This is a genomic window from Aurantimicrobium minutum, from assembly GCF_002355535.1.
GTDB classification, from domain to species: Bacteria; Actinomycetota; Actinomycetes; order Actinomycetales; family Microbacteriaceae; genus Aurantimicrobium; species Aurantimicrobium minutum.
Genome location: NZ_AP017457.1, coordinates 1201663 through 1215397, shown reverse-complemented (window position 1 = coordinate 1215397; position 13735 = coordinate 1201663). Strand labels below are relative to the sequence as shown.

At 49.3% G+C, this 13735-nt stretch carries 8 protein-coding genes; 6 read left to right on the top strand and 2 right to left on the bottom strand.

Annotated elements, in window-relative coordinates:
* Positions 1–15 precede the first annotated feature (15 nt).
* Together AUMI_RS05955 and AUMI_RS08220 are read right to left on the bottom strand one after the other, a co-directional pair.
* Positions 16–753 (bottom strand): hypothetical protein, encoded by a 738-nt coding sequence (locus AUMI_RS05955; protein WP_148664062.1) that lies wholly within the window; start codon positions 751–753, stop codon positions 16–18.
* Between the two features lie 105 nt (positions 754–858).
* On the bottom strand, positions 859–1860 hold the full coding sequence (locus AUMI_RS08220) for an NUDIX hydrolase (RefSeq protein ID WP_197702056.1): 1002 nt from the start codon (positions 1858–1860) through the stop codon (positions 859–861).
* A 153-nt stretch (positions 1861–2013) separates the two neighbouring features.
* On the opposite strand from AUMI_RS08220, the gene AUMI_RS05945 reads away from it, so the two are divergent.
* The 6 genes from AUMI_RS05945 to AUMI_RS05920 all read left to right on the top strand — a co-directional run bounded on the left by AUMI_RS05945 (position 2014) and on the right by AUMI_RS05920 (position 13734).
* Complete coding sequence (locus AUMI_RS05945; RefSeq protein WP_096382428.1) at positions 2014–2922, top strand: ARPP-1 family domain-containing protein; 909 nt, start codon at positions 2014–2016, stop codon at positions 2920–2922.
* A gap of 103 nt (positions 2923–3025) precedes the next feature.
* Positions 3026–3529 (top strand): protein-tyrosine phosphatase family protein, encoded by a 504-nt coding sequence (locus AUMI_RS05940; RefSeq protein ID WP_096382426.1) that lies wholly within the window; start codon positions 3026–3028, stop codon positions 3527–3529.
* Between the two features lie 38 nt (positions 3530–3567).
* Complete coding sequence (locus tag AUMI_RS05935; protein ID WP_096382423.1) at positions 3568–4989, top strand: ADP-ribosylglycohydrolase family protein; 1422 nt, start codon at positions 3568–3570, stop codon at positions 4987–4989.
* Positions 4990–5039: 50 nt separating this feature from the next.
* Positions 5040–6080 carry a GIY-YIG nuclease family protein gene (locus AUMI_RS05930; protein ID WP_096382421.1) on the top strand — a complete coding sequence of 347 codons (1041 nt, stop codon included), beginning with the start codon at positions 5040–5042 and terminating at the stop codon, positions 6078–6080.
* A 116-nt stretch (positions 6081–6196) separates the two neighbouring features.
* Complete coding sequence (locus AUMI_RS05925) at positions 6197–9106, top strand: helicase-related protein (RefSeq protein ID WP_096382419.1); 2910 nt, start codon at positions 6197–6199, stop codon at positions 9104–9106.
* A gap of 2 nt (positions 9107–9108) precedes the next feature.
* Positions 9109–13734 (top strand): Eco57I restriction-modification methylase domain-containing protein, encoded by a 4626-nt coding sequence (locus AUMI_RS05920; protein ID WP_096382416.1) that lies wholly within the window; start codon positions 9109–9111, stop codon positions 13732–13734.
* Position 13735: the final 1 nt, after the last annotated feature.

Sequence of the window (13735 nt, the reverse complement as noted above, 5' to 3'; positions counted from 1 at the left end):
TTTGTTCGGGTGTGATCACAACCCCATCTCCATTGCTGCTCGAATTCGATCATCAGTCCAGAATCTATCTCTGTTGGAAATTCTGCGGCTTCTGAAGAACGTGACCCTTTCACTTGGAGAAAGTGGTGGAAGCTCCATTGCGTCAGGAACGAGGGTTCCTCCCTCAACGTCTTGACGTGCTTGTGCACGAGCAACGATTTCGTCCTTTACCCAGAAGGGAAAGTCTTCGACCTCGACTTCGCCGAAATGGGTCTGCGTAAGTGTCCACCACAAACCTAGGTCAATAATTGCCTGGTCGCTGTAGTACCTGAGCCTGCGGTGAGCATCGTGCCCATGATCTTCGTTGAGTTTATTCACCATCATTTTCACCGCCTGAACACGTGCTTCAACACGTTGGAGGGTGTAGAGGTCTATGCCATCAAGCGTCAGAATATTTCCTGGTGTACTAGGTGATCCTCGAAAGAAATCCCGCTCACGGCGCAGTTCTTCGTCAACCCACGACTTTGCCGGATCTAGGAGCAGTTGCTGTCGGATATTGAATTCGTGAAGCAGTGACTTAGCAAACCAATGTCCCCCCACTTGAATCTGCCTGAAGTGCCAGCCCAAAAGGGCGGCAACCAGCACATCATCACTACAGTCTTGGTGTTCACCATGAGCCATGTTGCCTTCGAAGGCATAGCGAAGCTTTTCAAGATCTTCGACTGTTGTGGTTGTAATTGAAATTCGGTACTTCTGCGTTTTGTGTTTGTTCACTGTATAGCTCCCCTCGGTGAAAGGAACCATACAGACAGCCACTGACATTCTGGATTTTCGTTCATCCAGACCCGCTTAATCACGACGCTCGTGGAAAAGAAATATCTAAAAAGAGATCTCCTCTAGAACGTCGCCCCAGTTGTTGACGATCCTCGCAAAACGCGGTTGTTGTGAGCCTGAGAGTGAAGACCAAGCAGAGCGCACTTCTTTTTCAAACTCTTGTAAACGTAGCTGCGCTTGATTGAGCGTGAGGCCCTCATGATGAGTTGTTGTTCCTGAGTACCACTGAATTTCAAAGACAAAATTGCGGTCAGTTTTTTCTGACGAGGAAGAGGAACTTCCCATCAGCGAGCTCTCTAGGCTCAAAGATTCTAGGTTTCCTATCTGCTGTGAGCGCGATCTGGCATTGTTTGACCGTGAGGTACGCATTGATACTGGTCGTTCGTATTTCGCATAAATACGCTCTAGCCTCTCCGCTTCGGTTTCTTTCCTCCAAATACGTGAAGGCTTTCCTACTGAACCAGAACTGATTTCTCCCGTATCCACAACCATGGGCTGCATGAGTCTGCGGAAGGAATCGCGTAGTGGAGTGTTTGGGTCAATGGCTTCATGAACTTCACGAAGCTCACGAAGTGTAAATCGCTCGAGCAGATTCCATGGGTCCGGTTGCTCTGAGTAGTCCGAGCGAAGTTTCTCTACTGCCTTTGCCAACATTTCATCGTGGTCATAAGCAAGTCCCTCAGCGTCACTGATTGCTGTGAATTCAATTCCTGGTGCATCTTCAAAGCGAACAACGGCGATGTGAGCAACGGAGATAACCCACCCACGAGGGTCGCGGCCCTGTCCGTCAAACACATGGAGTTGTATGGGGGAGACGTCAAAGTCTCCCACCTTTTCGCGGAGTGCACGTTTAGCTGCTTGTTCCAGCGTCTCGTTTTCGTGGATGAATGTTCCGGGTAGGCATGGCTGGTCATCGGAGTTGGTTACTAGCGCCACGCATAACTCGTTGGTATAGGGGATGACTGTGAGGACTGCTGTGTCAACAGTGACGGACGGACGCGCATAGTCCGAAAGCGCGCGACCAGAAGAGTCCACAAATTCATTCATATAACCAACTTACTTGAATTTACGCACTTTTGCGCAGAATGTCCGTGCCCTTTTATATATTGGTCTTGCAATTATCGCGAATGTGAGCTAATCTAATTTACGCACAAGTGAGCTAATACAAATTATCCAAACTTTGAGAGAAATGAGAGAACCATGAACGAACGAATTCACGTAGGCCAGGGCCTCTATGACGGTCACGGAATGACCATCTTTCCTGTGTGGCTAGAGTCAGCTCCTATTTCCGGTTATTGCTGGAAGCCCAAGCACATTGCTGTATCCGAACTCAACGAAGACGGGGTCGTCAACGCACTTACCGTCCGCAACACCGGAAGCCGCCCACACTTTGTTCTTGAGGGCGACATCTTCGAAGGTGGTCGCCAGAACCGTGTACTCACCAGAAGCTTGGTACTCGCCCACGGTGAGAGCAGAGAGGTTCCAGTTGCGTGTGTTGAAGAAGGACGCTGGAGCGGAGCAGGGGCACACGTTGGTGGCCGTCGCCGCGCACCGATCGGAGTTCGCTACGGCATGACCCGCACATACTCTCGATTGAACTCGATGGACTATTCCGGCTGGGATGCTGGCACACGTGTCCAAGGACATGTGTGGGATCGCATTCGCCAGCATGAACAACAGATGGGTCCTGTCTCCGGCCACTCGCTGATTGAATCCATGGATCGCATGGAATCTCAATTCCTCAACGAGGAAAGTGGAGAATCTCTGCGCTCACTGCCTGGACAGCGTGGAGTCATTATTGGCATAGGAGGCTACATCGCTACTGCTGAATTCTTCGGCCATGAAGATGGTCTCACCTCACGCTGGGATGCTCTTGTGACTGCGGCTCGATACGAATCAATGGCTGCGCCACATCGACGCACACCAGGTTGGGCAGCTCGTGACTTTGCTCGATCCCTCGAGCTCACTCCATTTGGTGAGGAGCTTGCTCAGCCTGAAGAGTTCAATACCCCTGTGGGACCTCTGGCGTTATCAAGTTTCAGCATTGCGCTGGGTCTCGTCCACGCCACCGTCTTCAACGGTGCGCACCCAGCGCTCGCCGGAGTGTAATTCCAGCACGGGGTTCGGCACTGTTGGGGGATGCCGAACCCCACGCAAACCCCAAAACGGTCCACAACTGAAGTGAAAAGAATACGAAACCTCAGGAGTCATCATGAACAATGCACATCTTGAAGCACCAACATATGAGGTCTACTACCCCACCACCCTCTGGAGTGAAATTCTTCCGGGGCTGTGGCAAGGCGGAACAGAGGATTTTGATGTTGTCCGTTACGGCAATGGCAACAGCGGCGTAACAAAAAAAGATTTCGACTTTGTCGCAACGCTGTATGCCTCTGCTAATCCCGTGGACTGGTTCGTTCACGAAATGCGATTTGGTTTCTACGATCACGACATGAACGACTTCGAAGTAGAAGCGCTACGAGACATTGTTCGCATTACTCATAGCCAGTGGAAATCAGGCAACAGAGTATTGGTTCGGTGCCAGGCAGGACTAAACCGTTCAGGTCTAGTCATGGCACTCGTTCTAATTCGTGAGGGATACACCGCCGCTGATGCGATCCAGCTCATTCGCTCCCAGCGAGGAAACGCGGCGCTATGCAACAGCACCTTTGAACGCTGGCTCCTCCAGACGGATGTTGAATGTTGGCGAAATTAGCCCAGGTCCCGACTACTGGCACACATTAAGGAGAAACGATGAATGGAATTAAGTTCCCTGTTGGACATGCAGACCGTGCCGTTGGCACCCTAGTAGGCCTCGCCTGTGGTGATGCCCTGGGGGCCGCCTATGAATTTGGAGGGCCCATCTCGAAAGAGACAGCCATTGGCATGGTTGGTGGCGGTCCATTCAACTGGGAGCCAGGTGAATGGACTGATGACACCAGCATGGCTATCCCTCTTGCGCAGGAAATTGCCAATGGTGCGGATCTGCGAGACGAAGAAACTCTGGGCCGAATAGTTGCTGCATGGAAGACCTGGGCCTCCACTGCCAAGGATGTCGGGTCACAGACGCGTGCGGTTCTCTCAAGCTTGAATGAAACCACGGAAGAAGCAGCCAGAGCTGCTTCTGAAGCCCACCACAACCGCAGCAACCGAAGTGGCGGAAATGGTGCGCTCATGCGAACCGCACCGATTGGTTACGCATACCTAACCAATCCTCATGCAGTGACCATCACCGCACGTCGCATAGCTCAGCTCACCCACTGGGAAGAAGATGCTGCAGAAGCATGCATCTTGTGGTCCCACGCGATTAGCCATGCCATTGTGACTAACAAACTGAATATCCGTATTGGTATCCAAGAGCTCAATGACAAAGCCAAGGAAAAGTGGCGCGCACGGATCGAGGAAGCTGAGCTGAAACAACCCGAGGACTTCTATACAAGCAACGGTTGGGTTGTCTCTGCGTTTCAAGGAGCTTGGTCAGCGATTTACCACGGCATCGAAGCCGGTGAAGGTTTCGAGGGAATTGTGGAGCGCGCTGTTCGTGGTGGCGGTGATACCGACACGGTAGCTGCGATTGCAGGCTCACTAGCGGGTGCTTATCTTGGAGTTTCTCGGATTCCTGCGAAGTGGCGCAGGGTCGTCCATGGCTGGCCTGGGCTTGGCTACCGAGACCTTCTCAACTTGACCATGGCCCGAGTCAATCGCACACCCATTTCAGAGATCACGGGTTGGCCTGTGAGCGAAGTAATGAAAGGCACTCCAGAGAACGTATGGGTTCAGCACCCTCACGATGAAGGTGTGTGGATGGCGTCACTCACTGGGCTGGAGACTATTCCAGAAGATATTGATGCTGTTGTCTCGATGTGTCGGGTAGGCACTGACCAGGTGCCTGGTAAGGAAGTCATTGAGTTCTGGCTCATTGATCAGCCTGGCGAGAATGTCGACACGGCTTATGTCCTCACCGATGTAGCAAACACTATTGCTGAACTCAGAGCTGAAGGAAAGAAAGTGGTTGTGCACTGCGTAGCAGCACACAATCGCACACCTGCCGCAGCGATTGCCTATTCGATCCTGCACAAAGGCATTGGTTTTGACCAGGCATGGGTAGAAGTGCGTTCCGCGCTTCCTAACCCACAACACAACGAAGAGTTTTATTCCGTATTGAAGGGGTTGTAAACAATGACTAACTGGAAGAATGAAGAAACAAAAAGGGGGGAGACTTACCAATGAGTGAAGAAAACGAAGAGGGCGTAGAGCAAGCCAAAGAGGCTTATGTGCCAGGCACCCTCTACATCATGCAGGAGACGGACTACCTCTCCGGCGAGAAGTTCGACTACTACAAGATCGGCATTGTTCGCGGTGAGAAGGATGTCGCTGCCCGTGAGAAAGAACACAGCACTGGTAACCCGCGCCAAATATCCTCGGTCAAAGACATCCTGAGCCCTGCAGTCCAGAAGCTAGAGACACGACTTCACAACGAGTTCGCTCGCCACCGCGTCTCATCAGGTGAGTGGTTTTACCTCCCCGGTGATCTCCTTAGTCAGGTAATCGCACTCGCCGAAGAACTCAATGCTGAGCTGGAATCAGAGATCGAGATCCTCAAGGCAGCAAAGTTAGTTTCTGGGCCTGGCTCAAAGCCAGCATTTACCCCCACAGAAGAATTACTTGCAGTGAGCCAACGTCTTTCTGACGTACTTGGACAAGCAGCAGTAGTCGCCAACTACAAGAAGATTGTTGATACCAAACTCAAGGAGCTTGCTCAAGGTGATCCAAAATGGGAACACCTCTTCGAGCGTCGAAGCTATGCAGAGAAAAATACTTTCAACGTTGCTGTCCTCAAAAAGAAATACAAGGCCCTCTATGAGGAATATCAGCGCATAGCTAAGGTGTCAGTGACCAAACGATTCACTGTCAAGGCAACAGAGTTTGAAGCTGATTCAATTTATGCAGAATTTGGCCTCACGGAACCTGAAAAAATTGGCGACGATATCATCGGACTTCACCAGGCAAACCTTGCTCATTGGTCTATTGATGCGCGATTGGGTTGGGAACAAGAACTCCTTGAAGCCAAACTGTTGACCGAAGCAAGCGAAGCTGAAGGTATCGAAGGAATCTTGGCGTGGAAAACTACTGAATCAAAAAACTTCGACCGAAAAGCCTTTGAAATAGAGCACCCAGTCGAGTTCGCGGACTCTTTCAAGTTCACCCCAGCAACCACTACGTGGAGAGTCGCAGAGTGGGCTTCTTACTCAATTAAGAATTATTAGTGAGGATGTCAGTAGCGGCTGCCATTCTGGGAATAAATATCTGTGTCACAGATTAGGCTTGAAAATGACAAGTCTGCGGTTGTTTTGTTTACTTGTATGAAATCAGTGGGGATTAAATGACAGAGTCGGTGAGAAGCAAGTCATTGAACGTTGCTCCCGGTTCTATAGTGGTCGTGCGCGATGCCGAGTGGCTTGTGACAAGCACAGAAGCGACGACTTCTGGAACTTTAGTTCGTGTTCAAGGACTTTCAGAACTTGTGCGTGACACCACAGCTACCTTTTACGAAGATCTTGATGAAATCGTTCCGTTGGACCCTTCTCAGGCAACCGTGGTTGGCGACTCTTCATCTAATTACAATGTTGCGCGTTTATGGCTTGAAGCGACTCTTCGTAAGGCCCCTATCCCACTGAGTGCCCCCGAACTAACGGTGTCTACAAAGATGCTGGCAAACACATTGCAGTACCAGCGAAGCGCTGTGCGAAAAGCTTTCAACCCTGAAAATCTTCGACCACGAATTCTCATCGCTGACGCAGTGGGTCTTGGTAAGACCATCGAAATTGGCATGATCTTGTCGGAGTTAGTTCGCCGAGGTCGGGGCGAGCGAATTCTGATTGTCACACCAAAGCATGTGCTTGAACAGATGCAGCATGAAATGTGGACACGTTTTGCATTGCCCTTTGTGCGTCTTGATTCAGTGGGCATACAGAGAGTTCGACAGAAGCTGCCTGCAACGAGGAATCCTTTCAGCCTTTTTAAACGTGCAATTATCTCGATCGATACTCTCAAGCAAGATAAATACCGTTCCTACCTGGCAAAACATAAGTGGGATGCAGTCGTTATTGATGAATCACACAACATCACTGGGGCAACACTTAATAACAAACTTGCTCGTGTACTTGCAGCGAACACAGAAGCTTTGATTCTTGCGAGTGCAACACCCCACAATGGTGATCCGGCTTCTTTCGCCGAAATGATTCGACTTCTAGAACCAACTGCGGTTACCCCCGATGGGGATGTCATTGAATCTGAAGTAAAGAGACTGATTATTCGTCGCCATCGCCATAGTGCTGAAGTTGCACAAGAAGTTGGCGCTGACTGGGCAGAACGACAAGAGCCTTTGAACGTCCTAATTACACCTTCTGCTGCTGAAGATGCAGTAGCTAATGAGCTGTCAGATTATTGGCTTCACCCCAAGGCAGGTAACTCCCCTTACTCTGGAGCGAATTCGGCGCTATTCCCATGGACGCTTGCTAAAGCATTCCTCTCGTCGCCAGCAGCACTCTTGGCTTCAGTTCGGGAACGCATAAAGAAGCTGAATTCTTCAGTTGCAACAGAAAAGAATGAGCTGGATGCTCTTCACCGACTTGAGTCACTTACTCTGACTTCGTTGGAACAGCCCTCTGCAAAATACGAGCGACTCATTGAACATCTAGGTCAGATTGGCATCGGCCCAAACAGCACCGAGCGGGCAGTGATCTTCTCGGAACGTGTTCCCACACTTCTCTGGCTCAAAGAGAAGATAGCTAAAGACCTCAAGCTCAAAACTGACCAGATCGAAGTTCTCCATGGTGGTCTCACCGACGTTGAGCAGCAAGCTGTGGTCGAAAGCTTTAAACAATCCTCTTCCCCGATTCGGGTTTTGGTAACCGGTGACGTTGCTTCTGAAGGTGTCAACCTTCATTCTCAATGTCACGAGCTCATTCACTTTGATATTCCGTGGAGTTTGATTCGAATTGAACAGAGAAATGGTCGTATAGACCGATACGGCCAATCAAAGCCACCTCGAATCACAACGTTGATCCTGGATCCTTCTAATGAAGCATTTGCTGGAGATATTCGGGTTCTTGAACGTCTGTTGGAACGCGAAGAACAAGCACACCGAGCACTCGGTGATGTTGCTTCTCTCATGGGCAAGTTTGATGCCAAGGCTGAAGAAGAGGCAATCCGTAAGGTATTAGCCGGTGAAGCCGAGTTAGATTCTGTGGTGAAGTCTGTAGAAGACGTCGTGGCAAGTGAGGATGCCATCACTGCTCTTCTTGCAAGTATTGCTGCAGGAGCCGGTGTTGAATCAAGTCCAGACGTTGCTTCTGCACATGTAGGTGAACTAGATGGCTATGAAGGCAGCGGCTTATTCGAGTCTGATGCTGCTTTCCTGAAAGAAGCATTACTCGAAGCATATGAAACGCCGGCTGCCTCACTTGAAGCAAACGGTGTGAATTGGCGTGAGTATGAAGCGCAAGGGATCGTTGAACTGAGTCCTTCCCGTGATCTTGTTCACCGCTTAGAAGTACTTCCACAGTCCTACCTCAAGGAACGTAACGTCATTGATACGTTCAAGATGGCAACTAATTTCACTCGTGGTGAAGCGTTACTCAAAGATGCTCGTGACAATAAGGCCAGCACATCACTGTGGCCAGAAGCTCATTACCTCGGGCCACTCCACCCCATTCTTGAATGGGCGAGTGATCGCGCACTAGTCAGCTTGGGTCGTAACCAGGTCTTTGCCATTCGAGGAAATGTTGAGGCGCCAACTGTTCTGCTTTTGTCCTCACTGACGAACAAACGCGGACAGGTAGTAGCAAGCGCATATTCGACTGTTGAATTCCCCAACATTGATGACACCAAGATGAGCATGATCGAGGTTCACACCTCAGCTCGCGAAGCGCTAGCTTCGATGGGATTAACCTCAAAGAAAAGCATTAACAGCGGAGCAGTAGAAGTCGAGTCACTTCAATCTTTGATTGCACCAGCTGTTGCAATCGCCCAATCAAATGCTGCAACTCTGCAAGACGCCTCAGGTGCCGTCATCGAAGCTCACATTGAACAGTGGTCATCTCGTGTTTCAGACTGGGAGAAGAGCGCCGATGCCCTTACCCAACGAGTAGATCTCAAAACTCGACGTGTGACTGTGGAAAAAGAACGCGAAATAGCTGAACAAATGAAACCTCACCGAACATTAGTGAGGCCACTTCTTATGGTCGTTCCCGAGAACTGGCCAACAGCGACGAAAGTACAGGGGGAGTAGACATGGCTTCTGACGCTTTTATTGTTGGTGAAGGTTGGCTCAGCGAGCATTTCTTCACGACAGATGCAAAATCTCAGTCTTTTCAGGCACTCGTTGCTGCACGTCGCAAAGAGTGGGATGAATTAGAAACAGATGGCCACGGCACAGCTCGTTCACGTTTTAGTGCGTTCCGAGCACAACTTGAGGGGCAACTCGCAGAGCTCCAACCGGGAAGCTCAGATCTTGAGATCGAAGAAACGCTTTATCAGCCTTTGCGTGAAGTGCTGGGGTTTGTAGGGGGTTCATTCACGCTCGAAAAGACAGGACCTGTCACTCGAGTTTCCACTCCAGGAATTGTTGACGGCGCCCCACTAGTTCTTATCGATGCACGCCCAGTTGATGCCCTCGAGGATCTTCTCCTTAAGGATGAGCCGACTCTTCTTGTCCCATTCTCATTAGATGAAAATGACAATCACGATATTCACTCAGTTGCACGTCTTCTCTCCACGCTATTCATCGAAGAAGAGGGACCAAGTTATGCCCTCGTCTTCGCTGGTAAGTGGATGCTCATTGCTGAAAAGGAACGTTGGCCTGAAGGACGTTATCTCGCAGTAGATCTTCAGCTTGTTGCCCAACGTAATGATCAGAAAAAAGCAGGAGAAGTAGACCGAGCACTCACATGCATTTCTTCAGATTCACTGGGACCAGACGCTGAGGGTGATATCTGGTGGAACAGTGTTCTTGAAGAAGCAATCAAGCACACTGTTGGTGTGTCACAGGATCTTCGTGAAGGTGTTCGTCTTTCGATTGAAATCATCGCCAACGATGTAGTTCAGCGCCGTCGTCGCGCGGGTCTAACCCCCTTGCCTGGCGATGAAGCACAGAACCTTGCTAAGCAATCACTTCGATTCCTCTATCGCATTCTCTTCTTGCTCTTCGCGGAAGCTTCACCAGAGCTCAAGGTTCTTCCAGTTGGTGCTTCTGAATATGAAGAGGGCTACAGTCTTGACCGTCTTCGTGAACTCACTCTCGTTCCCTTGGTAACGGAGACGGCTGAAAACGGAACACACTTCTATCAATCCCTCGCTGTGCTTTTCAACCTGGTTGACAAGGGACACGGAGCACCTAGCTCGGAGGAAGAATCTGTACTACCTGAAGGTTTAGTGTTCAACGGGCTCAAAGCAGATCTTTTCCTGCCCAAAGCCACATTGCTCATTGATGAAGTCATGCTCAGCGACTCAGCACTCCAGCAGGTACTCACGCACTTGCTGCTGTCCAAAGAGCAAAAGGGTAAAGACCGCGGCTTCATTAGCTACGCAGACCTTGGAATCAACCAACTCGGTGCCGTATATGAAGGCCTCATGTCCTACACCGGCTTCTTTGCTGAGACCCCGCTCTATGAAGTTGCCAAAGATGGTGATGCTTCCAAGGGTTCATGGGTAGTTCCCACGGACAGAGCACAAGGTCTTGACCCTAAGGACTTCGTCAAGCGCACCAACCCCATCACGGGTGAAGTGCAGCCTGTTATCCATGAACAAGGCAGCTTTGTATTCCGCCTCGCTGGGCGTGAACGACAGCAATCAGCTTCCTATTACACGCCAGAAGTCCTCACCCGCTTTACTGTTTCGCAGGCACTTGAAGAACTTCTTGATCAGGACGGTACGACCACAACTGCAGAAGAGATTCTCAAGCTCACCGTCTGTGAGCCTGCACTTGGTTCAGGTGCGTTCGCCATTGAAGCTGTCCGTCAGCTTGCCGAAGAATACTTGCGACGCAGACAAGATGAACTTGGAGAGCGGATCGCTCCTGAGGACTACCCTCAAGAACTCCAAAAAGTGAAGGCATATATAGCTCTCCACAATGTTTATGGTGTGGATCTCAACGCAACTGCAGTCGAGCTTGCTGAGATCACCCTGTGGTTAGAGACCATGTCAGATGGCCTTGATGCACCTTGGTTTGGGTTGCATCTCCGGCGGGGGAATTCTTTAGTAGGGGCGCGCATGCAAACCTTTTCGACGGCGGAAGTAAAGGATAGATCAAAACAAAAATCTCCAAGTAAATACGAATATTCTTTTGACAGCGATGCGCTTTTTTCTGATACTGGTATTTTCCAGTTTCTGCTCCCCGCCACAGGATGGGGTAGCTCTGCTGAAATAAAAGATTTCGATCTAGACGTTGTCGAGAATATTTCAAAAATGCGGACGTGGAGAAGGCGAATCACTTCGAAGTTGACTGCTTCTCAATTGACTTCCTTACAACAGTTGTCAATCCGCACCAAAGAGCTGTATTCATTCACAGTGCTACGACTTGATATTGCTGAAACCCAGGTAAGAAGAACAATTCCAATTTGGGGGAATTACTCAAACGACGAAATTTCAAGCCTTACCAGGGCCGAAATACAAGACCGTCTGAATTATTTGGATGGCGCCTATCAACGTCTTCGATTAGTTATGGACGCTTGGTGTTCGCTCTGGTTTTGGCCATTAGAAGCTACGGACACTGTTGATGATTTCCCACCTGATATCGAGGAATGGATTTCCTTCTTGACCGATGTACTTGGGAAGTCAAACTCGCCAAGAAAGCAACATGCCAATAAACAGCAGGAAGAAATCACTAGTGCGGCGTCATGGAGTGACTTAAACCTTCGCGAAGAATTGAACCTCTCGTTTGCTGGTGCAGTTGACCGAGCAGAGCTCCTAGCTAGGCACAAATGGCTTTTTAGGGCTATATCTATCTCTGAGGCACAGGGATTTTTTCACTGGGATTTAGATTTCGCAAACATAATGGTTCAGGGCGGCTTCGATTTACAAATTGGTAATCCGCCTTGGGTGCGTCCCCAGATAGATATTGAGGCGCTCCTTGCAGAAGGTGACCCATGGTGGCAGTTGAAAGCTAAATCGACAAAAGCTGAAGAAACCATTCGGCGACAATATTGTTTAGCTATACCGTCGGTTTTCGAGTTGGTCAGCTCTGGAATTCAAGATCAATTTTGCACTGCATCCTTTCTTTCAGCAGCTGCCAACTATGAACTTTTATCCGGCTTAACACCGGATCTATATCGCTGTTTTATGCAAAGAACTTGGGAGCACTCTGCCCAAACTGGGATTGTTGCACTGATCCACCCAGACACACATTTTACAGATGACAACGGGGGCTTCTTAAGAAAAAATACTTACCGACGATTACGTCGACATTGGCAGTTCGAAAACGCTTTGGGACTTTTTGAGATCGGGGTTACGCGAGCTTACGGGGTGCACGTATACGGGACAGCAAAGCCTGAAATTGAGTTTCTCCATGCTGTTTCGTTGTACCACCCAGAGACAGTTGTTAGGTCACTGGTTCACGATGGTTCTGGTCCAGAACCGGGGCTTAAGAATGATGAAGGCAAATGGGATTTGAGGCCGCATGCTTCGAGGATTCAGAGGGTTGACGAATCGACTCTTGGCATATGGAAATCAATTCTTGGAACCGATGAGCCAGCAACCCAAGTGAAGATTGTAAACGCTGTCACCAATTCGATTTCAGAAGTCCTTTCAAAGTTGGCAGCAACTCCCCGAATTTCAAGTCTAAATGCCCAGTTCTGTAGAGGTTGGAATGAGACAACGGACAAGAAAGCTGGGATCTTTGATGTTTCGTGGGGGCGAGTGGAGAGCTGGGATGAAGCGATACTCCATGGACCGCATCTATTCGGAATGAATCCTTTTTATAAGTTCCCTAATCCAAGTATGAAAAATAAACAGGATTGGTCCCTCAATAACCTAGAAAACTTGGATTCAGAAGAGCTTCCTATTACTTCGTATAAACGACAGGTATCAAAAGAAGCCTTTGAATCGCACTATCCAACTTGGGATGGTGTTCCTTCCCAGAATTATTTCAGAATTGCATGGCGAAATATGGCTGCGAATATGGGGGAAAGGACCTTAATTCCAGCAATCATTCCGCCTGGAGCGACACATGTCTTATCCGTTTATTCGATGGGGCTTCCAAAGTTTCCGTTATCTGATTTGCTTGCTGTTGCCGGGCAGATGAGTACTCTCATCGCGGACTTCTTTGTCCGTTCGGTTCCGAAATCAAACATTCTCTCTGGCACGGCGTCTCGGCTACCAGTCAGGCTTGACCACCCAATAAATAAATTAATCCAACTAAGAGTTCTGAGGTTAAATTGTTTGACAAGTGCCTATAAACCTCTTTGGGAAGAGGCTTTTGACGACGCATACCTGGCAGATTCATGGGCGGGAGGACTTGATTATTTCAACCGCCCTCGACTCGCAGAAGTTTCATCGGAATGGACACGAGACTCTGCAATCAGAAGATCTTCAGACAGAAGACAACTTTTACTAGAGATAGATGTATTGACGGCAATGTTATTCGGTCTTAGTTGCGACGAACTTTGTGCTATTTATCGAACGCAGTTCCCGGTTCTATCCAACTATGACCGAAATACATACTTTTACGACCTAAATGGACGACTTGTCCCTAACTCCCTTCTTTCTGAATGGCGTGATCGCGGAGATAAGATCGATCAGATTTCACTAAATCAACAAGTAGGAAACACGAGTCAAACTTTTGAACTTCCGTTTATCAATTTCAACCGAATTGAGGATTTTCAAGCTGTTTGGGACGAATTCGCTCTCAGGTTAGGGCAATAAT